Source organism: Nostoc sp. (assembly GCF_036917935.1).
Taxonomy (GTDB): Bacteria; Cyanobacteriota; Cyanobacteriia; order Cyanobacteriales; family Nostocaceae; genus Nostoc.
In genome coordinates, this window is the sequence record NZ_JBALEL010000068.1 from 295,744 (window position 1) to 320,741 (window position 24,998).

General features: G+C 42.2%; 24 protein-coding genes and 1 tRNA gene. 11 read left to right on the plus strand and 14 right to left on the minus strand.

All coding sequences use genetic code 11. The features are described 5' to 3' along the window. Window positions 1–112: 112 nt before the first annotated feature. Window positions 113–1,315: a DNA cytosine methyltransferase gene (locus V7K62_RS30955; protein WP_334870971.1), complete on the minus strand. Its 1,203-nt coding sequence runs from the start codon at window positions 1,313–1,315 to the stop codon at window positions 113–115. 376 nt (window positions 1,316–1,691) lie between these two features. Here V7K62_RS30955 and V7K62_RS30960 point away from each other — a divergent pair, with 376 nt between their 5' ends. From V7K62_RS30960 to V7K62_RS30985, 6 genes are all read left to right on the plus strand, one after another. Beyond that, a complete protein-coding gene (locus tag V7K62_RS30960; protein WP_334870973.1) occupies window positions 1,692–2,966 on the plus strand; it encodes a glycosyltransferase family 4 protein in 1,275 nt (424 codons plus the stop codon). A 635-nt stretch (window positions 2,967–3,601) separates the two neighbouring features. Continuing rightward, window positions 3,602–4,060, plus strand: coding sequence for a ribosome silencing factor (gene rsfS / locus V7K62_RS30965; RefSeq protein ID WP_292818512.1), 459 nt, complete (start codon window positions 3,602–3,604; stop codon window positions 4,058–4,060). Next, entirely contained in the window at window positions 4,057–4,557 is a 501-nt protein-coding gene (locus V7K62_RS30970) for a CGLD27 family protein (protein WP_334870976.1), read from the plus strand. Before rsfS ends, V7K62_RS30970 begins: the two co-directional genes overlap by 4 nt. Before the next feature lie 87 nt (window positions 4,558–4,644). Then, window positions 4,645–5,598, plus strand: a complete 954-nt coding sequence (locus V7K62_RS30975; protein WP_334870978.1) for an asparaginase — start codon at window positions 4,645–4,647, stop codon at window positions 5,596–5,598. A gap of 46 nt (window positions 5,599–5,644) precedes the next feature. Further along, window positions 5,645–5,721 (plus strand) — tRNA-Met (locus V7K62_RS30980). A 104-nt stretch (window positions 5,722–5,825) separates the two neighbouring features. Then, the gene (locus V7K62_RS30985) at window positions 5,826–7,283 is read left to right on the plus strand and encodes a YcjF family protein (protein ID WP_334870979.1); all 1,458 of its coding nucleotides are present in this window, start codon (window positions 5,826–5,828) and stop codon (window positions 7,281–7,283) included. 313 nt (window positions 7,284–7,596) lie between these two features. On the opposite strand, the gene V7K62_RS30990 is transcribed toward V7K62_RS30985, so the two are convergent. Then, window positions 7,597–8,646, minus strand: a complete 1,050-nt coding sequence (locus V7K62_RS30990) for an anti-sigma factor antagonist (protein ID WP_334870980.1) — start codon at window positions 8,644–8,646, stop codon at window positions 7,597–7,599. 198 nt (window positions 8,647–8,844) lie between these two features. On the opposite strand from V7K62_RS30990, the gene V7K62_RS30995 reads away from it, so the two are divergent. Next, window positions 8,845–9,642, plus strand: coding sequence for a 7-carboxy-7-deazaguanine synthase QueE (locus V7K62_RS30995; RefSeq protein ID WP_334870982.1), 798 nt, complete (start codon window positions 8,845–8,847; stop codon window positions 9,640–9,642). A gap of 279 nt (window positions 9,643–9,921) precedes the next feature. On the opposite strand, the gene V7K62_RS31000 is transcribed toward V7K62_RS30995, so the two are convergent. Together V7K62_RS31000 and V7K62_RS31005 are read right to left on the minus strand one after the other, a co-directional pair. Beyond that, window positions 9,922–10,566: a DUF3318 domain-containing protein gene (locus tag V7K62_RS31000; RefSeq protein WP_292718449.1), complete on the minus strand. Its 645-nt coding sequence runs from the start codon at window positions 10,564–10,566 to the stop codon at window positions 9,922–9,924. A gap of 77 nt (window positions 10,567–10,643) precedes the next feature. Further along, window positions 10,644–11,201, minus strand: a complete 558-nt coding sequence (locus tag V7K62_RS31005) for a hypothetical protein (protein ID WP_334870983.1) — start codon at window positions 11,199–11,201, stop codon at window positions 10,644–10,646. Window positions 11,202–11,487: 286 nt separating this feature from the next. Between V7K62_RS31005 and V7K62_RS31705 the strand changes: the two genes are divergently transcribed. Next, window positions 11,488–11,577, plus strand: coding sequence for an element excision factor XisH family protein (locus V7K62_RS31705; protein WP_442937356.1), 90 nt, complete (start codon window positions 11,488–11,490; stop codon window positions 11,575–11,577). A gap of 186 nt (window positions 11,578–11,763) precedes the next feature. Here the strand turns inward: V7K62_RS31705 and V7K62_RS31010 are convergent, their stop codons facing one another. The 5 genes from V7K62_RS31010 to V7K62_RS31030 form a co-directional block, all read right to left on the minus strand. Continuing rightward, complete coding sequence (locus V7K62_RS31010; RefSeq protein ID WP_334870985.1) at window positions 11,764–12,495, minus strand: HEPN domain-containing protein; 732 nt, start codon at window positions 12,493–12,495, stop codon at window positions 11,764–11,766. Beyond that, window positions 12,479–13,540 (minus strand): ParA family protein, encoded by a 1,062-nt coding sequence (locus V7K62_RS31015; protein ID WP_334870988.1) that lies wholly within the window; start codon window positions 13,538–13,540, stop codon window positions 12,479–12,481. The genes V7K62_RS31010 and V7K62_RS31015 overlap by 17 nt, the downstream gene beginning before the upstream one ends. A 121-nt stretch (window positions 13,541–13,661) precedes the next feature. Beyond that, on the minus strand, window positions 13,662–13,823 hold the full coding sequence (locus tag V7K62_RS31020; RefSeq protein WP_334870990.1) for a hypothetical protein: 162 nt from the start codon (window positions 13,821–13,823) through the stop codon (window positions 13,662–13,664). Further along, on the minus strand, window positions 13,810–14,721 hold the full coding sequence (locus tag V7K62_RS31025) for an AAA family ATPase (RefSeq protein WP_334870992.1): 912 nt from the start codon (window positions 14,719–14,721) through the stop codon (window positions 13,810–13,812). The genes V7K62_RS31020 and V7K62_RS31025 overlap by 14 nt, the downstream gene beginning before the upstream one ends. Before the next feature lie 275 nt (window positions 14,722–14,996). Beyond that, window positions 14,997–16,805: an ABC transporter ATP-binding protein gene (locus tag V7K62_RS31030; protein ID WP_334871153.1), complete on the minus strand. Its 1,809-nt coding sequence runs from the start codon at window positions 16,803–16,805 to the stop codon at window positions 14,997–14,999. A gap of 479 nt (window positions 16,806–17,284) precedes the next feature. Between V7K62_RS31030 and V7K62_RS31035 the strand changes: the two genes are divergently transcribed. Then, complete coding sequence (locus V7K62_RS31035) at window positions 17,285–18,181, plus strand: hypothetical protein (RefSeq protein WP_334870994.1); 897 nt, start codon at window positions 17,285–17,287, stop codon at window positions 18,179–18,181. Between the two features lie 145 nt (window positions 18,182–18,326). Here the strand turns inward: V7K62_RS31035 and V7K62_RS31040 are convergent, their stop codons facing one another. Together V7K62_RS31040 and V7K62_RS31045 are read right to left on the minus strand one after the other, a co-directional pair. Then, window positions 18,327–19,457, minus strand: a complete 1,131-nt coding sequence (locus V7K62_RS31040) for an aldo/keto reductase (RefSeq protein ID WP_334870996.1) — start codon at window positions 19,455–19,457, stop codon at window positions 18,327–18,329. A gap of 105 nt (window positions 19,458–19,562) precedes the next feature. After that, entirely contained in the window at window positions 19,563–20,060 is a 498-nt protein-coding gene (locus V7K62_RS31045; RefSeq protein ID WP_094349146.1) for a bifunctional nuclease family protein, read from the minus strand. Between the two features lie 340 nt (window positions 20,061–20,400). Between V7K62_RS31045 and V7K62_RS31050 the strand changes: the two genes are divergently transcribed. Next, on the plus strand, window positions 20,401–21,081 hold the full coding sequence (locus V7K62_RS31050) for a riboflavin synthase (RefSeq protein WP_334870998.1): 681 nt from the start codon (window positions 20,401–20,403) through the stop codon (window positions 21,079–21,081). 62 nt (window positions 21,082–21,143) lie between these two features. Here V7K62_RS31050 and V7K62_RS31055 read toward each other — a convergent pair whose 3' ends face one another. Continuing rightward, window positions 21,144–22,715 carry a M23 family metallopeptidase gene (locus tag V7K62_RS31055; RefSeq protein WP_334871000.1) on the minus strand — a complete coding sequence of 524 codons (1,572 nt, stop codon included), beginning with the start codon at window positions 22,713–22,715 and terminating at the stop codon, window positions 21,144–21,146. A 90-nt stretch (window positions 22,716–22,805) separates the two neighbouring features. After that, window positions 22,806–23,624, minus strand: a complete 819-nt coding sequence (locus tag V7K62_RS31060; RefSeq protein WP_334871002.1) for a biotin--[acetyl-CoA-carboxylase] ligase — start codon at window positions 23,622–23,624, stop codon at window positions 22,806–22,808. Window positions 23,625–23,701: 77 nt separating this feature from the next. Between V7K62_RS31060 and pgeF the strand changes: the two genes are divergently transcribed. Further along, the gene (gene pgeF / locus V7K62_RS31065) at window positions 23,702–24,487 is read left to right on the plus strand and encodes a peptidoglycan editing factor PgeF (protein ID WP_334871004.1); all 786 of its coding nucleotides are present in this window, start codon (window positions 23,702–23,704) and stop codon (window positions 24,485–24,487) included. A 132-nt stretch (window positions 24,488–24,619) separates the two neighbouring features. Here the strand turns inward: pgeF and V7K62_RS31070 are convergent, their stop codons facing one another. Next, complete coding sequence (locus V7K62_RS31070) at window positions 24,620–24,952, minus strand: hypothetical protein (protein ID WP_334871006.1); 333 nt, start codon at window positions 24,950–24,952, stop codon at window positions 24,620–24,622. Between the last annotated feature and the right edge of the window lie 46 nt (window positions 24,953–24,998).

Sequence of the window (24,998 nt, forward strand, 5' to 3'; positions counted from 1 at the left end):
ATAAAAAATTAAAACATTTCTTATATATATATTAAACCACATTTATTACGAGTTTATCCTGAAAACAAGCTGCTGACTTGTCTTGAATATCGGCTTTACAGATATCCCGGAACTACTGTAGGTATTTAAGTTGACGTGAAGTGGTAGTAATGCTAGGAATATCAACAGTGTTTTTCACACCACTTTTTAAGAAGTTAAGAATAGTTTGAGCTAACGCCTTTGATGCCAAATATGGTACACCGTTACCAATAGTCTTAAACATATTCGTGAGAGACATATTCTCTGGAAGTACAAAGTTTGCAGGCAAAGATTGAATAGCTAAAGCTTCTGCTACAGAAATTCGCCGAACTTTATAAGGATGTAAATGTACTTCATTATTTCCATAGCAAGCTGTTGGAGAGTAACGCCATCTATGCAGACGTTTGAAAGACTTCCTGGAATTATCTCCTTCCTGAACAGCAGCAAATTTTGTGATCCCAGCCCTTGGTTGAAAATAGTGTTCAGCATTGGGATGCTCCAGAACACTATTTTTTCTAAACCAGTATTCAACTGTTAGTTCTTCGGGTATGCCATCAGGACAAGGTATTAGAGAATTTTCTTTGAATGGTTCACACTGACACCAGGGGTAAGTAAAAACTTTTTCTTGAGGATATAAAATATAATTTTTCCAAGGTAAATACCTCTCAGTTAGTAACTTTTCAGTACCGAATTTTATTCCTATATCCTTAATAAAATTATTGTGGAAACCAATTAGAATAATTCTTTCTCTATCTTGTGGTACACCATATTCAATAGCATTAATTAACCGCTCTGTTAATATATAACCTGCTTCTTGTAATTGTTGCTTGAGCGATTCAAAAAATAAACGGTGCTTTGTCGTTCTCCACAACCCCTTAACGTTCTCAAATAAAAAGAAATCTGGAAGATTGTGGCAAATTAATTCAACGTAAAAAGCGGAAAGCTTGCCATTATCTCCTAAACGCCCTCTATTTTTTCCACCAATAGAAAAATCAGGACAGGGAGGGCCACCAATGAAACCAATTATATTATGAGATTTGCGGCAGTCTTTGACTAATTCTTGAAGGTGTTGTGCTTCTTTCCCGACAATAAGTTTTGTTACATCTGCTGCTTCACCATGATGATATCCATATTCAGGCGATCGCATTTTCAGAACTTCCCGTGAATGGCGATAGGCGGCGATGAATGGGGCGAAGATTTCATTGACATAAACAATATTAAAACCACTGGTTTCAAAACCTAAATCGAGGAAACCTGAGCCAGCAAAAAAAGAGAAAATACAAGGGCGATCGCTCATTGAATGACTAGTATCAGAAAAAAGTCTTATTAATATTCAAATTTTCGGAAAATGGGTTATGCCCGTAACTGATAGGGAGAATTAATACTAACTATCCCAATTTGGTCTTAAGGGTTGGCAAACCCTAATCTACTTAGGGTTTCTACGTAAGTACCAATCAAAAACGAACAATATTAAGGCTGCTTAAATAGTAAAAAAATTTCACAGTTTCCCTAAGTATTTTATATCAAAGTTTACTCAATCTTTAAGGAAAATCCCTGACAGAGAAAGAGTCTGGAGTCACAATTGAAATATAGGAGTTTCCAAGCTCCAAATGATGTTTCAGACAAATATTTGTCATTAAATAAAAAACCGGGGTACTTCGGACTAAATTTTTATGCGGATTTTAATTTACTCCTACAACTACTATCCAGAGCCAATTGGTATTGCCCCACTGATGACTGAATTAGCAGAGGGACTAGTGAAACGTGGGCATGAAGTGCGCGTAGTCACTGCTATGCCCAACTACCCTGAGCGGCAAATTTACCAGGAATATCGGGGCAAGTGGTATCTCAACGAATACAAAAATGGCGTTCAAATTCAACGCAGTTACGTTTGGATTCGTCCACAACCCAACCTATTAGATCGGGTGTTACTAGATGCTAGTTTCGTCGTCACTAGTTTTGTACCCGCCCTCATCGGTTGGCGTCCAGATGTGATCCTCTCAACATCGCCATCCTTGCCAAGCTGTGTACCAGTTGCTCTTTTAGGATGGTTACGTGCTTGTCCTGTAATCTTAAATCTACAAGATATATTACCAGAAGCAGCCGTCCACGTTGGTCTGCTGAAAAATAAATTACTCATCCAGTTGTTTACATTATTGGAAAAATTTGCCTACCGCAGTGCTAGTAAAATTAGCGTCATCGCTGATGGGTTTGTAGAGAATTTGCGATCTAAGGGCGTAGAAGCTGACAAAATTGTCCAAATTCCCAACTGGGTTGATGTAAATTTTATCCGCCCTTTGCCTAAAGAAAATAACCCTTTCCGCGCAGCACATAATCTGAATGGCAAATTTGTAGTACTTTATTCTGGTAACATTGCCCTAACCCAAGGCTTAGAAAGCGTCGTCAAAGCTGCTTCAGTGTTGCGCCATATCCCAGATATTGTCTTTGTGATCGTTGGAGAGGCAAAAGGTTTACAGCGATTGCAACAGGAATGTCTAGACTGCGGCGCAGATAATGTGTTGCTACTGCCATTTCAACCCCGCAAAGATTTGCCACAAATGTTGGCAGCTGCGGATGTGGGTTTAGTGGTGCAAAAGAAAAATGTTGTATCCTTCAATATGCCGTCAAAAATTCAAGTTCTACTTGCTAGTGGAGGGGCCTTAGTTGCCTCTGTCCCTGACAATGGTACCGCAGCAAGAGCCATCAGGCAAAGTGGCGGCGGAGTTATCGTTCCTCCAGAAGATCCCCAAGCTTTAGCGATGGCAATTTTAGATTTGTACCAAAACCCCGAAAAAGTCAAAACTCTGGGTTACAAAAGTCGCCAATATGCCGTTGAGCAATATGCTTTTGAGCAAGCTTTAAATCAGTATGAGTCCTTGTGTTACTCATTGACAGCAGAACGTAGAGCAATTCAGTCTAGAGGCATAGTCACCAAACAAGAAGTTTAATCTCCGCAGCAAAGTTAGATTGCATCTGTAGAAATTGCAATTATGCCCTCAAATGTAAGTAGCAGGAGATTTTGAGGGTAGCTAATTCTATTAGTAGGAAACATACAGCAATAAACAAGCAGGTTTTCAGGTGCATTGTTGAACTAAAAATCCCACGGCTTCACTTCATTCAATCCGTGGGCACAGGAATTTTTTACCCATACAGTCGGGATGCTCTAGTATCTCATAATACCTAATTGACACGCATATTTTGTTCGCACGTTTGGTAGATCAGTCATGAGTCTGCTGTGTTGTATCGTAGTTTTTCGTAGACAGTCCAAAACCTAGATGTGGCGTTACCTGCGAATTACTAGCTTTACATTACATATTATGCTGTTTGATGAATCTGCGATTATTTTCGCTGTCAATTCTTACTAGAAAGCTATTGATTGATTTATCGCTGCACAATAACCATCAGGAATCAGCAGTTGCGGATGTCGAAATATAAACAGCCAATTATCAAACTATGCCCATAGACACCTGTTTTTTTGTTAGTATTCAAAAAAACCTATTGACACATTTGTCAGATCAATTGTTTGTTGTTTGTAAGTAAATGTCAACAATTGTTTCAAAAGGAAGAAAGCACCTGAGGTTTAATGACTGATTATTTCCAAGGAAATTTCCCATTGCAATCTGTCCCACTGACGAAGAGTGCGGTAATAAGCCACGGACAAACCGAAGAGGCGAGCGAAAAATTAGCTGCAACGATCGCTGTTGCAGCATCAGACCGCAAAGCGGGTGAGATTTTATTGCTCAAAGTAGCAGAGGTATCTTACCTGGCTGATTACTTTGTGATGATGACTGGCTATTCTAGAGTACAGGTCAGGGCGATCGCTCAAGCAATTGAAGGAAAAGTCGAAACTGAGTTGCAACGCCGTCCCTTAAGGACAGAAGGAAAAGTCGAGGGGAGTTGGGTACTACAAGACTACGGTGATGTGATCGTTCACATCATGATGCCCAAGGAACGCGAGTTTTATAATTTAGAAGCGTTCTGGATTCATGCAGAACGTATTTCCCTTCCAGAATCTGATGAGGGTGAGGGTAAGCCAACATGATTAGGTCTTCGGTTTCTAATTGCCCAGTTCCTACAGACCAACAACCGCTGAATGAATACCAAGAGTTAAAAACTTCCTGGCTGTTTCGTGATACTACTTTAGATTTGCGCGGGTATATCACGAAACTTGTTTGGATTTGGGGTTTATCTTGGCTCTTCGCAGGGCCGATAGCTGCGGCAAGTTTTCCCCCTCATAAGTATATTGCACATTTTATTCTCTGTGGTGCAGCAGCAGCGAGTGTCGGGTTAGTGCTGATACTGGTAAGGTTGTACTTAGGCTGGTTCTACGTGTGCGATCGCCTTTGCAGTCCCACAGTATTTTATGAAGAGTCAGGCTGGTACGACGGCCAAACTTGGACAAAGCCACAGGAAGTTCTTAACCGCGATCGCTTAATTGTTGCATACGAAATCAAACCCATTCTGCGGCGGTTACAATTTACCTTCGCTGGCTTGGCGGGAATGTACGTTACTGGTACTATAGTTTGGCATTTGTTTTAAAGAGTTATTTGTCATTAGTCATTAGCTAAGGACTAATGACTAATGACCAATGACTAATTAATTAAAAAAGGTGATAAATATAAACCCATGACAATGGGAAAACGAACTCAAGCCACAGCACTGGAAGTCCGGTTGCTGCGGGAAGGTATTATTGAATCCAGGCATATAGTCCAAGCTGTTGTCTGCGACGAACGAGGACGGGTTCTAACCGTTGCCGGAAATTCTGAAACTGCTGCATTTATCCGTTCAGCGCTCAAACCATTTCAGGCACTCGCTGTCACCACAACAGGTACACTCGAACGCTATCAACTCAGCGATCGCGACTTAGCAATTATCACAAGTTCCCACAAAGGAAGAACAGAGCAAGTCCGGCAGGTATTTAATATCCTTTGGCGGGCCGATCTTGACCCGACTATACTCCAGTGTCCAATTCCTGAAGGCAAACGCAGCCCTCTGGAATACAATTGCTCTGGAAAACATGCGGGAATGTTAGCTGTTTGTCAGCAACGCCATTGGCCCTTGAATAACTACTTGGATCGCAAGCACCCAATACAGCAGTTGATTTTGGGCAAAGTAGCAGAGTTGCTGCGAATGCCAGCAGCGGAGTTTATCAGCGCTCATGATGACTGTGGCGCACCAACTTATCTGATGCAACTCGGTCACATGGCATCTTTGTATGCACTGTTGGCCTCTAGTACCAACTTGGATATGGAGCGCATCGTTCGGGCTATGACTCATCACCCGGCTATGGTCGCAGGAGATGGAGAATTTGATACCGAACTGATGCGCTTAACTCCAGGGGAACTGGTCAGTAAAACTGGTGCTGAAGGAGTGCAGTGCATTGGTAGACTCGGTGAAGGCTTGGGATTGGCAATCAAAGTCATGGATGGAGCAAAACGGGCAAAATATGCTGTTGCTATTCACTTACTCCAGCAAATGGGGTGGATTAGTCCCAGCGCCGCCGAAAGCCTCTCAGAAAAGTTTGTCACCTTGGGAAAATACAAGCGTTTAGAAGTAATTGGAGAATTATCATTTTTGTAGTTGCCAAACTCTTGACTATGGGTTATGATAAAAAAGTCAAGAGCGACGCGGGATAGAGCAGCCTGGTAGCTCGTCGGGCTCATAACCCGAAGGTCAGTGGTTCAAATCCACTTCCCGCCACCAAATAAAAGATAAAACAAAACCCTACAATCAGTTAAAGATTGCAGGGTTTTGTTTTATTTTGATCTATTCTGGAAGAAATAGCCATCTAAAAGGCGCGGAGAATCATGGTTGTGAAGTTGCAGCGACCAATTTTAGTGGGAGGATTGGGACTTTCCTTTTCTCTGTGGATGTTGAACAGTTGGCACGATTCTATAGTGCAGGTGGGTGAGTTTGGTTTGTTGAGTGCCTTAGCTGTAGGCGGTGGTTTGTGGTTATTCCAGCGAAATCGCCCGAAAGACAGTTTAGAGCAGCTAAATGCTATGCTCGTGGATCGGGCGACTGTGGAAAGTGCGATCGCTAAAACTGAAACTGTAATTAACCAACTAGCACAAGAAGCAGAAAACCATCCTGCCTTAGAGACACTCAGAGAACAAGTTGCCCAATTGTTGCTGGAATTAGACAGACAACAAATTAAAGTAGCTGTGACTGGCGGTAAATCCGTGGGGAAAAGCACTTTAATTCAAGTGCTAGAGCAAAATCTAGAGACAGAAAATTTCGTGTCTCTACAAGAGACAGCACCTTTGTTTAGAGAAATAGGTGAAAATTCAGATGCGGCTATTTTGGCAGAAGTAGCAAAATCTGATTTTGTTCTATTGCTAACAAACAGTGATTTGACAGACTCAGAATTTCAAACCTTACAGCAGCTAAAGGCAGCAAATCAGCCTACTATGCTGGTTTTTAACAAACAAGATCAGTATTTAGCCGATGAAAGCGCCAGTATCTTGCTGTCATTGAAACAACGAATGCAGGGAAATGTAGTAGCAACTGCGGCCTCTCCTATTGCCATCAAAGTCCGAAAGCATGAGGCTGATGGTTCTGTGCAAGAGTGGATGGAAAAACCAGCAGCAGATATCCAGCAGTTGACCCAGCAGTTGGGTGAAGTTTTAGCACAGCAAGGACAACGCCTGGTTTTAGTAACTACCATGAGGAAAGCTGGGTTGTTGAAAGCTGAGGCGAAAAACTGGCTGAATGCAACCAGACGCGATCGCGCCACCCCAATTATTGAACAATATCAATGGATAGCTGCCGCTGCTGCCTTTGCTAACCCAGTACCAGCCCTTGATATTCTGGCGACTGCGGCAATTAATGCTCAAATGGTCATGGATTTGGGTAACATCTATCAGCAAAAGTTTTCCCTAGAACAGGCGCAAACCGTAGCTGGAACAATGGGAAGTTTGATGCTGAAATTGGGTTTAGTTGAACTTTCTACAAAGGCGATTAGTACTGTTCTGAAAAGTAATGCCGTTACCTTTGTTGCTGGTGGCGTAGTGCAGGGAGTAAGTGCAGCTTATCTGACTAGAGTCGCGGGGTTAAGTCTAGTTGAGTATTTCCAACAGCAGGAAATAGCCATAGATTCTGGGACTGGTTTGAATTTGGAGAATTTGCGGCAAACTTTGCAAAAGGTATTTGGGCAAAATCAGCAGATTGGTTTTTTGCAGGGGTTTGTTAAGCAAGGCGTGAAACGTTTGTTGCCAGAAGTGCAGCCTGTTGAAGTAGTTAGTGTTCAGAAGGCGATGGGATAATCTCATACACAGGATTATCAAATTTTAGATTTTAAATTTTGGATTTTGGATTGAATGATTCAAAATCCAAAATTTGTTTGAAACCCTGATTTTAATAGTGGATAAAAAATACATAAACATCTTTGTTTTAATCAAGAGGATTCATCCGTGGGATCATGGGATCAGTCTAAAATCTAAAATTTAAAATAAACTGACACTTGCGTGGTGCTGTAAGTAAACCTAAAATTTACCCAAGCCTATTTTGGGCTTGGGTGTATTTAAGAATATCGTGAGAGTTGCGAGTTCTCAAAAAATTGTGAATAAGGATAATTAGCTAAACAGCACCACTGTTTCTATTAAACAGAATAGCTATAGTTTTGAAAATTAGCTTTAAATCGTACACTAAACTCCAATTTTTTTGATACTGCAAATCCAGACGAATTACATCTTCAAAACTACGAACTGTAGAACGTCCATTTACTTGCCATTCGCCAGTCATACCGGGTTTGACATCTAAACGTTGCCACTCTGGTACTTCATAGCGTTCAACTTCATCGGGTGTAGGTGGTCGAGTACCTACTAGACTCATCTCTCCTTTGAGGACGTTCCAAAATTGGGGTAGTTCATCAAGACTAGTTCGCCGTAAAAAGCGCCCTACCTTGATAATTCTGGGGTCATTCTCATTCTTGAAAAAAGCACCTTGCACTTCGTTTTTGACTTGGGATTTTTTCGCTTCCGCATCCACACACATGGAACGGAATTTCCAAATCTCAAACCGCTTCCCCATCCAGCCACAACGGGTTTGACTAAAGAAAATGGGCCCAGGATCATTAATTTGAATAGCGATCGCAATCGGAATAAACAAAACTCCTGTAATTAATAAACCAATCACTGACCCGATAATATCTAAGAACCGTTTCATCCAAGATGCCACAGAAGGGTGAGTAGTGGGTAACTGCTCTACTTTACGGGAAGTTGTCTTCCGATTATCTACTACGTCATCTTGTTCTATTAACGACCCATCGCCCACAAGTTCTAGGGGAAAAACCTGATCTAACCCTGTGAGTTTTAGGACTGCCATTACTTGAGGTGTTACATTCCGCAGTGTTAGTGTAATCCCTCTTGCCTGAGCATATTTAAAATTACTTACCAGGGCACCTAAACCACTACTATCCATAAAAGTAGTTTGGTGAAAGTCAATGATGATTTGCTTGGGATGTGAATTGGGCTGGATTAAGCCTTGGCAGGTTTGCTTAAAGCCTAAAGCCTCCAGCACGCTCAACCGCGTCGGCACCTGCACTATAGCCGTGTCGTTTAGGGAATTAACTGGAAAATCGACCTCTGTCGGTTGGCTAGTCATGAAGCTCTGCACTTTCGTTGCCATGTATAATGTAATCTGCCAAACATTATTTTGTCCTACACAATTACTTAACCTAATATCGGAATCAGTAGTAATCAGGACTAATTTCTATTTACCGGGGCTGAGATTGGAGATCGCTAGCGACGATTCACAATAGAACAAGAAGCCAAAAAACATCCTTGCTGTTGTGCCGACGCAGCGCGATCGCGTTGCTCTCATCAAATGATTGCTAAAAATACGGTTACACCTACCGCACGCCTGATTGAGGTCTTTTCTGCCATTCAAGGGGAAGGACTGAATGTAGGGACACGTCAAATATTTATTCGTTTTGCTTTGTGTGATTTGCGCTGTCACTTTTGTGATAGTGCCCACACTTGGAATGCACCTGCTACTTGTCGGATAGAGCGATCGCCTGGATTGCGCGACTTTGAAATCCACTCTAACCCTGTCCCATTACCCATATTAATCGAATGGGTGGAACGACAAAATCTACCTTGTCTACACGATAGCATTAGCTTAACTGGAGGCGAACCACTTCTTCATGCCCCATTTCTAACGCAGTTTCTACCCCAAGTGCGAGCGATAACTGGTCTACCTATATATTTAGAAACTGGCGGACATCGCCCAGAACAACTAGCAATGATTCTCCCCTACTTAGACTCTGTAGGTATGGATTTCAAATTGCCCAGTGTTAGCGGCGAAAGTCATTGGCAAGAACATGCTAAATTTCTCCAATTATGTCATGACTCATATTTAAATGTTTTTGTCAAGATAATTGTGTCTCAAAACACAGATCCCGCCGAGTTGGAACGTTCAGCTTCGTTGGTGGCAGAGGTTAGTCCAGATATCTCAGTATTTTTACAACCTGTTACGCCTTTGGCAGTATCAGAACAATTTTCCCCAATACCGTTGCTTGCGCCTTCTAGCGATCAAGTTTTGACGTGGCAGGCTTTGATGAAGGGGTTTGTCAAGCACGTGCGTGTGATCCCCCAGACGCATAAAATGCTGAACCAGTTGTAAAATTTGAGTTTGATAAAGATGTAGTCAAGAAAAAAGTAAGATTTTGTGAAATGGTAATTGGGCTGCTGCTGTTAATTAGGGAGGCAGAAGCCCCCTTAGTAGGCAGTCTAATTAGCTCAATCAAAAAACCACTAAGAGCTTTTACTAAGTAAAACCTTCCCTCTCCCTGTCAGAGAGAAACTGGAACTAAAGTTCAAGACAGGGAGAGGTTCATCAAACTCACGTTGATTTAGGTATTGTGTGGGGTGGGCAATACCCACCCAACCTAATTTCTGGTTTTTACAGTGCGCCCTCATCTGGAGTTTTGGATTTAGCTTTTGCCTTATTAGCACTGCGTTTGAGGGCAGAGAGTCTTGCTTCGTATTTCGACCTTTGGCGCTTACTAGGAGTATTATCAATCAGGGTTTTTAAGGCGCTACCGAGACTCTTGTAGGCATTGGGGAGGCTATAACCGAAACGAGTTGCCAAAGCGATCGCTTTCTCATCAGCATTGAGCAATTCTTTTAGTTGCTTTTCCCCACTATTCTTTTGGTACAGTCGCCAGCCTGACACGCCACAAAGCGACAAAGCTAACACCAGCAGCAATCCATCTTGTACCCACAATTCGCCTACAGCACCACCTAAACCGATGGCGAGTGCTGCCATTTCCCAACCATCTTTGGGAATTGTGTCATTTTGAACGCGGGCAACTTCATGCCAGAACAGCAGATTACGCTGATCCATTGCGAGGGCATCCCATTTTACCAAGTCAATTTGAATTTCTACCTGGTCTTTACCAATTTCTTCGCAGCGGACCAGGGGTGGATTGACCTCAGTTGTGCCTTCAACCGTGACCCAGCTTTGCAATTCTGGCGGTAGTAAGCCTTTCAACCGCCGGAGTTCACTCATTTCCGCTTTGGCAGAGGAGGTTGCATAGGATGTCATAATATCCAGCCCCAGAAAATTTCAGTATATAGTGAGGGTATCACTTTGGAGTATAGCTATTTAAGTGATGATCCGTCTCACTCGCTAGGAAAACTTCCTCGTTTTTTTCGCGCTTCCATTGCTTTTTCCAGTAAATCTAACAATCCTGGAGCTTCTTCTTGGATACTGAGTAATAGTCTTTCCCCAATTTCTATATTCCCCGGATCAAGACCTGTTGCCATCACTTCTTTCAGACGAGGTATTGCGATGCCATCCACAATCTGAATTAACCCACTCAGACAACGGTGAAATTGTCTTTCTGTGAGAATCGAGTCTTCTAAAGGAAACTCAATAATGGCACGGATTTCGCCATCGGATGGGTCATACTCCCATTGCAACATTTTGGTTTCCCAGGAAATGGCAAGCATTGTCTGTAGAATAGCTGCCTTGTGAGGATGGTCTTGGATTCCTGCCAGAAGTTGCGGGGCAAATACCCGGAAAAATTTTCCCTCTTCATCCAGCTGGACAACTATTAGAAAATCTTCTAGGTTATCAGCCTCCACACCTGTTATAATACGGTCTTCTTCATCATCAAAACGGTAGTCCCAACCAAGGTTATCTAAATAGTTGGCAATCTGTTTGAGGTTAGCTCCCATAAAAGCCTCATAAGGAACGTGGAGCAGCTGTTAACAGACCTAGTTTAACCTGCTAGGGATAGTTCTTTGGGTTGGTGTGGATACTTCTGATCGTGTAGAAGTATGCAATTAGGGCATGGGGCATTGGGCATGGGGCATTGAAGATAAGAAAAATAGATGATCATTCGGCGCTGTGAATGATATTTTTTGAATGACTCTTGCTCATTATTAAAGAAGCGAGAATCGCTTTCTATTATTGAAATGGAAAATTTTAAATCAAGTACCACTATAAATTGGAATTCAACCTATGTCTGCTAAAGATCCTTTTCATAGAGTTGTCAAAACCGCACTTGAGAAAAAAGGTTGGTTAATCACTCATGATATTTATGCTCTCTAGGCGGGAACCTTGTTATATGCTTTGTACAAGGTGAGCGATCGCTTTTCATCAGATTTAGGAAGGGTTAACTAGTACCATAGTGATTTATATCTAATGTTTGCAGGGGAGGGTGCGATCACAGTCTTTATCTCTCCACAACGATTGCCTGCCTATCTTGCTCAATTAGTTAACAATATCTACCTAAAGCTATAAAATTTGATGAATACTCTCTACAACCTGCTCAATAAAATCAACTGTATCACCAACCATTGATTGGTCGATATACCAGCGATTACCTATGTTGAGGGTGGGATTTATATCTGCTTCATGAGCAATTTTATTTCTGCGATCTACAATTAAAGTAAGTTGTTGCTTAATATCTTCAGGAGGTTTACTCATTTTACTAGCAACCTCATTCCACAATTGTTTATCCGAAATTTGCCTAATTGCATCAGCTATTCTATCAGGCTGCTGAAAGCTTTTATAACTTAAACCTTTTCTAATCTCATCTTCTAACCATGAAGTATTATTTAATCTGTTCAAAATACTATTTGATATAGTTGGAATTAAACCAGAAATAGTATGAGACTGCTGTAAAAAGTTAGCTCCATAAACCTGCTGGATGTCACTCTCTATCCAAGAGGCGATATCTATGGCGATTCTTCTATCCTCACGAGCGCTTCCCAAGGAAACTTGAAAACGGGAAAAGGCTGAAGATGCTGGTTCAGCACGTTGTCCTCGATGAATTTCCAACATACCCAATGTGACAACCTCATGGATATAATAATCCAAGGCACTAACAGTTAGAACTAGGGCAGCTCGTAAAATGTCTGAAAGATCCAGACCAGCAGTAGCTTGAGCCTTAACGGAAGTATAAAGAGCAATCAGATCCCGAACACGCTGGATACTAATGCGAAATTGGTCAAGAGCTGACTGCATAACTGGATGATAGTGCAATAATTTTATCTGCTAAGTCAGAAAAAGTTTCTCTAAATTCATTTTGCTTTCTTTGATTAGCTTCTAATACTACGCCTTTCTGGTCTAATTGCTCAGATGTTAGAGCATAAACTGGTGTACTGTGTCCCTGTGATAGAGCAATTAAGCTGTTAGAATAAGGAATTTTTGTCAGGGTAAAACTATCATTTATATCCTGCTCGGTATAGATTTGCTTTGGTAATAACAGATTATTTTTTTCTAGAACTGGTACTAGTTTATGAGTAACTGTATTCTCTATTTTTTCTATCCATGTTTGAAAGGCTACTGTTTCTTTGTCCATAATAATTCTATAGTTTTGAACTATAGTTCCTAAAAATTTCAAGGTAAATTCTGGAAATGGATAAACAGCTTCCTTTAATATAGGGTTTGCACTTGCTATCCTTGCCCAAGCACACCACTTTGATAAAATTCTAGACAGAGAATCAATTGCCATCACAGAGATAAAATCAGCATTTGTAGGCACTAAGAAAAAGTCACTTGTCATTAGTAAGTTCTGATTGATTGCTCCTAAACTTGGACTCATATCAATCAGAATATAGTCAGCATTAAATTTATTAGCAGTTTTTTCTAAAAGATCAGAAATAGCACCTGGCAAGTTTTTGAGTGTCTGAATTGAGCCACTGAGTTCCTGCGCGATACCTAATGTTACTTCGTATTCAGCAAAGCCTACATGACCAGGTAATAAAAATAAACCTTCTTGTCCTTCTATCGGAATACAATCTACAGCTTTAATAGCCCGTGGCTGTGACTCAAAAGCAGGAGCCAAGCCAGTTTTTATATTTGAATGTGTATTGTAAATGTTTTCTATTCTTGCTTCATCATCTTCAGTTTCTTCTTTTAGAGCTATTCCTGTTAGATTACATTGAGGATCAGTATCTACAAGGATAACTCTCTTACCCTTTGAAGCAAGCATCCAACCTAAGTTAAAAGTCGTTGTGGTCTTACTGACACCACCTTTGTGATTGAACAAGGCAATCTTGTGAACCATCTTATTTTGCTTTTGATACTTCTGAAATTTTTTGAATACAGGTATTATTCATTTTAGAACCTGTATGACTTAAATATAGCTTCTAAAAAGGTTACAGAATAGCAAGTTATTTAACGCACCCTTACCCCAATCCCTCAACATCAACACTTTCCCCTTCCGACTCAACAAGCTCAAACTTTACCTTGTTGTATAAATCCTGTAGGGAAATCTCAAATGTTACGGTTACAAGTGCGTAGGCGTAGCGCATCAGAGATATCGCCTTATCCTCTTTAGATTCTTCCATATATAAAATCCAAACCTTTTTCAATTCTGTGAATTCTAATACCATCCTCAGTGGCATCTTGCTGCTCTGCAATACTGGCTAAACTTGTCCAACAATCACTATTGTGAGTAGTTGCGAAAACTTGCACATTTAATCTTTTGGCTGTTTCCCAAATCATTTTCCACATATCAGACATAGCTGTAAAATGGAGTCCAGTATCAATCTCATCAACAAATAAGTATCCATCTTTAGCACATACTATAGCCAGTACAAGTCCTAATATCCGCCAAATACCATCACCCATACTGCCAATTGGTACAGGCTGATTTCTGTCAGAAAGTAGCACACGGAAACCACCCCGCGAATCTAAGGAATACCTTGATTTTTGAGAACTAATTGGAGCAATCCGTTGAATTTTAGAGTCTATCCTCTGTAGTGCCTGCTCTACAAGTTTTTCCTCAGACGTTAGTACTATCTGATCAAATAGTTCAATCATCTTCTCAGTTCCTAGAGAAGATGATGTTATAAATTGTATTTTTGGTGCTGGATTTTTACCATCTCGACGGAATTGCTGAATATAATCTAAATCTAAACCATTATTATTTGATAAGGGAAAGTTCAAAATTTCTGTTTCCTCTCCATTAGTCCAGTTGATCCCAAAATTAAGACCTTTTATTAAAATTGAAGATTCATTTAAACTGCTAGATTTTTCATTTAATTCTCTTCCCAAATCATCATCAAGGTGAAAGTAACGCGCTCCTATACTAACAGTAATTGTCTCTTTAGTTTCGCCATTCATACCTGATATACAAAGTTTGCTATCTGGTTGAATTTCATGTCCGTAAAAAAGATGACAAATATCAAGCTCACGATTTTTTCTTTGATTATCATTCCAAAAATATTCACCTCGGTTAGTCATAACCTCAGCAAGTGGCTCAAGATTAGTCCGTGAACATAAAAGTTGAATAATCAGCAGCTTCTTCTAGCTCTAAATATTCCTCTGGGGTATAGTATCGCTGTTTTGTTATTTGCATAATTTTATCAGATAGCAATGTTTAACGATACGGAGTGTCTATCTAGTGACCCATCTTTACTAAACAGTTTAACGTGGTTAGATAGAGATGTTATGTGCTTTGTACAAAGTGAGCGTAGGCATCGCTATCTCAATTGAAAAGTAACTACTAGCCCTATTTCCTATTGATAACCAGCTGCTTGTAACAAAAACAATTTGGCATAACGTCCTCCTAGCTGTAACAATTCTTCGTGAGTTCCCTGTTCTATAACTTCCCCGTTTTCTATTACTACGATTTTGTCAGCCATCCGTACTGTCGAGAAGCGATGGGAAATCAAAAGTACCATCTGATTTTGAGTAATAGCGCGAAAATGATTGAAAATCTCAAACTCAGCTTGGGCATCTATTGCCGATGTTGGTTCATCTAACACCAAGATATCTGCTTGCGATCGCATAAAAGCACGAGACAAAGCAATCTTCTGCCACTGTCCCCCAGAAAGTTCTTGTCCTTCCTTAAACCAACGACCAAGTTGAGTGTGAAAGCTTTGAGGTAATTGGTCAATAAAAGATTGGGCCATGCCTTTTTCAGCAGCAGTTTTCCAACGAGTTTTATTTTCGAGATGTTCTACATCGCCCACGCCAATATTCTCCCCGACAGTGAACTGGTAGCGGACAAAGTTCTGAAAAATCACACCAATACGACGCCGCAGCACATCCACATCCCATTCTTGCAAGTCCAAGCCATCTAAGAAAATTCGCCCAGAGTCAGGGGTGTAGAGTCGGGTAAGTAGTTTGATTAAGGTCGTCTTTCCAGAACCATTTTCACCCACAATTGCCAGTTTCTCTCTAGGTTTCAGATGCAGCGAAATGTTTGTCAACGCTGGTTTGGAACTTCCTGGATAAGTAAATGATACGTTTTCAAAACGGATACCATCTTGGGAATTTAAACCAATGGTTGCCTTACCCCAAGATTTTGGTACTTCTTCTTCCAGAAAATCATAGAGATTTGATAGATATAGGTTGTCCTCATACATCCCTCCAATAGAAGTGAGGGCATTGGAGAAAGTAGATTGTCCTTGGCGAAACACAGTGAGATACATTGTCATATCTCCCAAGGAAATCTTACCTAGCACTGTTTCCAGCACAATCCAAGCGTAAGCTAGATAAAAAGCACCAGTACTGACTAAACCCAGGAGATATCCCCAAAATCCTCGCCGGAGAGTCAAATCGCGGTCTTCGCCATAGAGTTGATCAAACAGGCTGCGGTAACGTCCTAGCAACATATCTCCCAGCTGGTAGAGTTTGACTTCTGTGACAAAATCTTCTCTTGCCAGCAGATTTTCTAAGTAGTGCTGTTGACGAGTTTCTGCTGCACGCCAACTAAACAAGCGAAAGCCTTCTCCAGCAAACTTCGTTTCGGCAATAAATACAGGCATAGCTGCCAAAATCAGCACCACCACCGCCCAACCGGAGAAATTTACTAGCAAAATCCCGTAGGTGAAGAGGGAAAGGGCATTTTGCACCAACCCAAAGGTGCGGTTTACTAAAGAAAGGGGACGAACTGATGCTTCTCGTCGGGCATTGGTTAATTTGTCATAAAATTCTGAGTCTTCAAACTGCCTAAGATCCAGTGTCAGCGCCTTTTCTAAGATCAGTACATTCACTCGCTGACCCATTAGCGCCCGCAATAACGATTGACAAATGATGATGCCCCGCTGACTGCCTGCTAGTAAAATTACAGCGATCGCTTCTAATCCTACATAAAATAGGGAGGGATAAATATTGACAAAACCATTGCTTTGTGAGTTAGCTTGAGAGGCAAATACCACTGCATCAACAATTAATTTACTGATGTAGGATATCGCCGCCGGTAAGAGACCAGCAACTATTGTTAAACTAGCCAGAAAAATCGTCAGCGATCGGCTAGTAGTCCATACTAAGCTTACAGCCCGTCCACTGTAACGGAAAACCGTCAGTGATTGGCGTAGGATATTTCTTTTTTTTTAATCTTCATCTTTATTGCCGCGAGATACCCCAGCTTGGGCGGATCTACCTAACTCTATTAAATCTTTATTAATTTTACATTTTTATCAGAATGTTGGCTGAAAACCCCGAAGTTGAAACCTAAAAACTAGTTTTTTAGGGTGTGTTATTCCGTAGGCTAACGCACTATGGTGTTAAGTTTGTAGCATTTTAGGTGTTCAAAATTCATGCAAAATATATAATATATGCCAGTAGTTCTAATCAAGCGGACTACGAACAGCTTTACTACCTCTATTAAGTACATGGGTGTAAATCATCGTGGTTAGTTTACACAGTTCGGTTTAATTGTGCCTACCTACTTAGACAAATGTTCTAGATAGTTCAATCAAGCAAAGATGCACTGAGGATTATCAAGATCCTCCTGAAATGACGGGCATAAAGTAATTTCCTGGCACGCATCTAGAATTATGAGGTCTTTTAAGAATTTATGGTAAAAATACAAACCATCAAACGAACCGTCAAACAAATCACTGATCCCCCAGAACTGGACAAGCATATCCTAAGCTCTTACTCTATGCTCCGCTGGTGTATGGGTATTCTTAGCTTTATATTTCCATTGCTGCTCGTGGTCGGTGGGCTTGTCAAGTTATTTTGGCTTTCATCTCCGCTAGAAATGCAGCACTCCCTTAGCGCTTATTATCATGCCGGAGTTAATGCCGAGACCATGTGTACAGCGTTTGCTGGAGTCTACCGAAATCTCTTTGTGGGTATTCTTGTCGCGCTCAGCCTTTGCCTGCTTATCTACACGGGTTTCAGCAAATTGGAGAACTGGTTGCTCAACGTTTCCGGCATAAGTCTTGCTTGTGTTGCCTTCTTCCCGATGGGGTGGCCCGAAGAGCAGATGCTGTCAAAGTGCGGAAACGAGGTTTTCGTCGGTAGTAAATTACTGAACCTTGAGATTAAGTTGTGGGGGCAGGATATTAGGCTCCATTTCATAGCAGCTTTTATCTTCTTCCTGATGCTCATCTCGGTCAGCATCTTGACAGCGATGGACAGCGTTGATGTCATAGAAGATAAAAAGAAACAGACGTTTTGGAGAAACATCTTTAACTGGGCTAGGTGGGTTATGCCGCTCTCGCTGCTGCTTGTTTCAGTAGTGTGTTTTCTTACAAAGACAGATTACACAGTCTTGTGGGTGGAGTGGATAGGCATCTGGGCATTCTCCATCTACTGGCTGCTCAAGAGCTGGGAGATTATGCAAACGAAGGTCGATGAGGATATGATCAAGGGCAGAGTGCAACGGAAGGGAGCTCCATCTTCGCCAATGGGCAACCTCAGCAAAGTCCGTGGTTTAGTCAGGGTTGAGCCTAGTAAAAATACTTGAAAATATTAGTGCAATCGTCGATCTTGTAGGGGGCGTTATACGTCGTTATACATATAAGTCCATAACGCACCCTACCAGATTCAAGCCAATGTGGATGAGGTTTTCCGACTTGTGTCTACACAGTAAGTCTTTAGACCGGAGAGTGTCAACCCCACAATCTCCGACCTGCTTTCCCACTTAATTTTTGGTGAGTATCTTCCAACAAAGCTGGAATATCTAATTTTTCTGGACACCGAGGCAAACAGTCACCGCATTCTGTACAGCGACTGGCTTTCATTCCAGGGAACCAGTGACCGGCATTTTCAAACATTCCGTAACGATATTGCCCATAATCAGTCATATCGTATGCCACTGCGAGATTACGTAACCGCAATACCTCTGGAATATTGATGTTTTCTGGACAGGGCAAACAAGCATAACACTGACTACACTTATCAGTTTCCAAAGCAACTTTTTGGTGATTTTCTAACCGCCAGAAAGCAGAAAATTCTGCTGATTTTAGCTCTCCATCATCGTCAGCTACTCGCAAAGGTTGCCTTAATTCATCAGGGTTTGCTGGCCCTATACTCAAAGTAGTAATACGGTTATCGGCAAGTAAAAATCGATAATTTAATTCTAAGGGTGAATACGGGTGACACAAGTCTTTTAGGGTTTGGGGTGGCGTGTAGAGGCGTCCTCCCTTGTCAGCAGGAGAAATAATAAAAATGCCCATATCCTTTTCGGCAGCTAGTTGAATCACTGGTGCGTGCCGTTGAAAAAAATAGTAATAATGCAGATTGACAAATTCAAATAAATCTGTATTGATTGCTGCCTGAATTACCTCTAATGGCCCGTGGCTGGAAAAACCAACGTGTCGCACTCGACCATCGGCAACAGCTTCCTCTACAGCTTGCATACAGCCATTTTTGGCTTGCACCCACTCCAAATGTTGCCAAGTGTTCAAACCATGAACGCCTAAGCAATCTAAATAATCTAGCTGTAATCGTTCAAGTGACTCGTCGATGCACCGACGCATGGTGTCAGCATCTGCTGTGGCTGAGATTTTGGTAGTGACGTGAAGCCTCGTTCGGGGTACTGACAACCCAGCTTTTAGCGCCCTACCAAGATACTCCTCACTTTTGCCATAACCTCTGGCGGTTTCTAGATGATTAATTCCTAGCGCTAAGGCTTGTTCGATGGTCTGGTGAGCATTTTCAAAAGAAGCCAGGTAGCGCATTGTTCCCAAGGAAAAAACCGAGAGGCGCAGATTCGTTTTCCCAAAGCGTCGGTATTGCATCTTTAACAAAGTTAGGAGTCATTCAATTTTAGATTTTAGATTTTAGATTTTAGATTTTAGATTTTTCCTTCAATCCAAAATCCAAAATTCAAAATCTAAAATTGCCTAGCTGTCGCCATTACCAAAGCGCTTGATCAAATCTTCAGGACGGAGATTGGAAATAAATTCACGGAAGGCTTGCTGTTCGGCTTCATCTGCATCGCGATCAACAGGGATAGAAGCATCGGCAATGACTTCTTCCATTACCCAGATGGGAGTATTTGTACGGAGGGCAATGGCGATCGCATCGCTAGGACGCGCGTCAATTTCTTTTTTGACCTCGCCTTGTTGGACAATTAAAGCTGCATAAAATGTATCCTTTTGCAGGGAATGAATAATTACCTTTTCTAGAGTCATGTTCCAAGTCTCTAGAATATTCACAATCAGGTCGTGAGTTAAGGGTCTGGGAGGTTTCTGATTCTCCAGTGCGCCCATAATGGCCCTAGCCTGTTCCTGACCAATATAAATTGGCAAAGCCCGCCGATCTGAAGAATCTTTCAAAAGTACGATCGGGCTGCGAGTTATGGCATCTAAAGCTATGCCAGCGACTTTCATTTCAATCATTGGCTAGGCCTCTACAATGCTTTGAGAACCTTGGATGCTGTGTAACAAATAGTACCCTTTTTTGGGCGGTTTGGCGAGAGTAATAAACATAAGCATTCGTTCTCTATAATTGCTTCTATTAAACTCCGAACTTGTGGTGAAAACCAGAGTAAGTCAAATTGGTCTTCTTAAACAATAACCTTCTTAACCAAGTATGCCTTGTGAAGGATGCTAATGTGTTAATATTCCTATCCGAAAAAAAGTCAAAAAATATACTTGGATGTTCGAGATTTCTGTGACAATTACCAATTGATTTAAGTCAAAATTAGGTAATAAATAGAGTTAGTTTGACAAAAAAGCCGTGTTTACAGGATTAATCCAAGCATTAGGAACGATGGAACCCTTAGGGGGCGATTCTTGGCAAATTACTTGTGTAAGCCAGTCGGGTGAAGTAATTATGCAAGATTTGGCTTATGGTGACAGTGTTGCTGTAGATGGTGTTTGCCTGACAGTGGAAAAAGTTTTAAAAGACGGGTTTATTGCGACTGCTTCACCGGAAACGCTACGCCGTACCACTCTGGGAGGCGAGCAAACACAACAGAGATATGTCAATTTAGAAGCGTCGTTAAGGGTAGGCAGCAAAGTTGGCGGTCATTTTGTGATGGGTCATGTAGACGGTATCGGTCGATTGCTAGTGGCAGAACAAACGGCTAGCTCTTGGGAAATGACCTTTATTGCTTCCGTTGCGATCGCCCGGTACATTGTCCCCAAAGGTAGCATTGCCGTCAATGGCATCAGCCTCACAGTCGCCGCTTATGAGTCAGAACTCTCCCAATTCAAGGTGGCGGTAATTCCCCTTACATACAGCGAGACAAATCTTCGCTATTTGGTTTCTGGCAGTTTGGTGAATCTAGAAGGGGATATTCTCGGCAAATACGTCGAAAAATTCCTTTACTCTGGCAACCCACACGCCACAGCCACTGATGACAATAGTATAGATGGCATTACACCCGCATTCTTAGCAGAACACGGGTATCTGTGAATTTTAGATTTTAGATTTTGGATTTTAGATTAATTTAAAATCCAAAATCCAAAATTTCCAATTTAACTGCCTGGTTGCTGGCTTACCTGAGCAGTTTGTAAGCCTCGCACTAACTGGCTAAGGGCATTTTGTAATTCCACGCCTGAGTCAGTAGCAACCCACCCATCTTGTGTTAAGTGACGGACTTCAAAGTGCAGGTGAGGGCCTGTGGAAGCCCCGGTGCTGCCAACTCGCCCGATGACAGTTCCAGGTTGTACCCACTGACCGGGTTGAACAAGGATTTCTGACATGTGACCGTAAAGTGTTTGTTCAGCAGATTTGTGATTTAGGATAACGGTCAAACCATAACCACCCATCCAGTTAGCAGTTTCCACTTGACCAGCAGCAGCTGCCAAAACTGGTGTTCCCGTAGGCGCACCCAAGTCTGTACCAGCATGGAAGCGTTGATTACCTGTGATTGGATGAACTCGCCAACCAAACAAAGAAGTAATGGGAGCGGGAATAGATAGTGGATACATCATTCCCGTACCACTATAGGCGACTCTCCCCGTGTAGGGGATTTGCGGTAATACTGATGCCAGTGAGAAGTCATAAGCTACGTTGCTGGGGCGGGGTGCAATATTACCATCTGCCATTGGTGGAGGTAAAGTCCCGCCACTCGGTGCGATGGCAGTTGCATTCACTGTTGTGGGGCTGAACTCGCTGGGACTCGGAATAAACCGATTCGGGCGAAATGCGCTCTTGCTGTCACCGCTAGAACCACTTTGAGCAGCACGCCATCTGCTGGTGTTGCCAGTAGTTGCAATCTGCCGCACGGGTGAAACTACTGGTAATTGGGCGTTTTCACTTCTTCTGAGCCAAGTAGGTGCTGCTTTACCATTAGAATCAGCTACACTTCTTTGGGGTACTTTGGCGCAAACACCGCCTAATACGCTTTGTCCTGAAGGCAAAATGGCTCGGCAGCCACTGGAGCGTTCTGTGAGAATTACGGAGTTTGGTGCTTGATAAGTACCTGTAGCACCACTGTCATAACTATTAGGATCAATATAGGCGTTATTATAATCCTTGGTTTTCCCCGCAGTTGTACTGACAGGGCTGTTCGAGTTATTTGATGGTTGAGCAACTTCTCTTAGTTTTTCAGGTAAAGAGCGGACAGGGGTATTGGGTTTTTCCTGTCTCACTCTTACAGGAGTAACCTGGGAAGCTTCTACCTTGGGCTTTGACTGTCTGATAATCACAACAGGTTGGGCAGCTTCGATTTTGGGTGTAGACTGCCTAACTGGCTCTTTTGATTGAGCAACCTCTGGCTTACCTAGTCTCTGTCTGAGTCTGGCTCGCCGTTGGGAAAATTCCGGTTGAGCTTGAGGGGCATCCGGCGCAACAGCCTGTTTTTTAGGAGTCGAGGCTTTAACTGGATTTGTAACTGCTGTTGGTTGAGAACTTTCAACAGTGGGAACGATGTTGTCTATTTGTTGTGTTTCCGTTTGGGCAAACACGAAGCCACCGCTAAGGAGGCTAACGCTACTCAGCCAACAGAGGCTCTGGGCTGGTAGTGTTGAGGCAAAACGTTTTTTTGTTAGACCTTGCTGCCATAAATGCAAACGATGATGGGCAGAATTATTGCGCTGCGTCATTTGTTCTCTCAGTTGTGTGTAATTAGCCTAAAGAGATGATGCTAGTGGTTTGTCTTGCCCAAAGAGCGAAATTTTGAACAAACCTCAAATTTAAACGGAAGATTTATGGTACCCCAAACTGATTGTACCGGGTTCAATATAAATTTCCGGTGTAATTAGTTCCTTTGTATCGTATGTTTCTAAATCAACTCGTAAATTTCCTTGAGGAGTCACTCCAACTACTGTACCTGAAAGATTATTGACGTAGACCCGATCGCCCATGTTTGTAAGCAAATCTAGATAGCGAGACAAGAGTATGCTTATTCCTTCTTGAAAAAGGCACTCCATACCGGATTCTATTCCTAGCAAGACTGTAGAGGTGAGCATTTCCAGACACGAAATTGGTCTGAAATCTTGGGAAGCTTGCCACGATTCCAGATTGATTCCAGTTTCTGGCACTGGGTTTGTCCAGTTAATACCAACACCAATTACTGCTTGGGTAATTTGTCCTTGGTTTACTTTGGTTTCTGTCAAAATGCCGCCGAGTTTGCGACCATTTAAAACTAAATCGTTGGGCCATTTTATCCCAACATCTATACCACATTGGCGCAATTGCGACGCAATTCCCCAAGCCGTAGCGAAAGTTAGCTGGTAGCTGTCAGTAGCCTCTATTTTGTGGTCGAAAGAAATCGCCACGGAAATATATAATCCCCCAACAGGTGAAATCCACTGGCGTCCCCATTGTCCCCGCCCAGCAGATTGTTGAGTTGCGATTACTACTGTTCCAGAAATAGCCCCTTGGTTGAGTAAGTTCCAGAGGGTTTGGTTAGTTGAGGAGACGCTTTCAAAAAAGTGAAGAGAAAATGGTAAATATGTATACTTACGCCCTGCTTGCAAGGCTGCTTCCAAGTTTTGCAGATTAAATCCCACAGCAGTTAACCCAAATTCCGTTGTTCAAGTTAGCATTGATTGGCTGATGAGTGATTTCTGTTTAGGTTTGGTTGAAGATGCACACTTGGCACTGGCGCAATTGGGAAGGACTGCCCTATCTAACTTGTAGTATTCTGGAACATTGGCATCACGGCTTTTTTACCCAGCAGTTTTGGCCGCGATCGCCACAAGTTATCACAGAAGTATTGCAACCAGAGGCATCAGTCTATCGCTTAAAGCAGGTTCATGGCAATACTGTTCTTACCCCCCAAGAAGTTGAAAGCTTCTTAAGCACTGTTGGGGAGGATTTCGCATCGGCAGATGGTTTAATGAGCGAACAGCCTCTACAAGCTGTTTGGGTAGCTAGTGCAGATTGTACACCCGTGCTAATTGGAGATGTGAAAACTGGACAAGTAGCAGCATTACACGCTGGTTGGCGGGGGACTGCGAAGAAGATTGTGCCCTTAGCGATCGCTCGATTACAATCTCAAGGCAGCAAACTTGACGATTTACGCATTGCAATGGGCCCGGCGATCGCTGGTGAGGTTTACCAAGTCTCTCTTGAAGTGGCTGCGGAAATTGGGGCTACCATTATACCACATAATGACGAAGAAAAAATTATAACTGCATTACATGAGCTACCAAATTCACCTTTATTAAAAGATCCAAATCCAGGAAAGGTAAGGCTGGATGTGCGGCGAGTCAATACCTTACAGCTGGAAAATATGGGGATTAGTGCAGAACAAATTGCGATCGCACCTTATTGTACTTTCCAAACTCCAGAGTATTTCTTTTCTTACCGCCGCGAGAAAGAGAAAAAAGTACAATGGTCAGGGATTGTTAGCGGCAAAACGAGTTCCTAGCCTATATTCTCATCACGGGATAGTTAGGATGTTCAGGATTCGGGATCAGTCTAATTCTGAATTTTTGTTGGTGTTTTAAGCTTATAAAATGGAAAATTTTTCCTAAGTTTTGACGGAGTTTGTGTAAGTAAGTTAATTGCTATTCACCATTTCAAGGGTTAATATTCCTTTTGGTTTGTTAACGACCAACTGCATAATGTCTAGCCACAACGAACCTATTATGGTATCAGGAATGTCATCTTCAACATGGACGGGAATTATAACTTCAGTTCCATCAATATAGCGTTTCCTAATCACATGAGGTACATCATAGTCCCCTCCTCGCTTGCGGGGAGGGGGTTGGGGGTGGGGTTCTTGTACCTCACTTAAGCGAGAACCGCTATAATAAGTTTGCATAAGTTTGCCTTCATAGATATCGAATCGTGCTTCCCCTCGTGCTGTCCGCATTTCAATCTGTGCGGTCATCAATGACCACACCGCATAGCAAGAGCATCACGTTGTTCCTGACGCT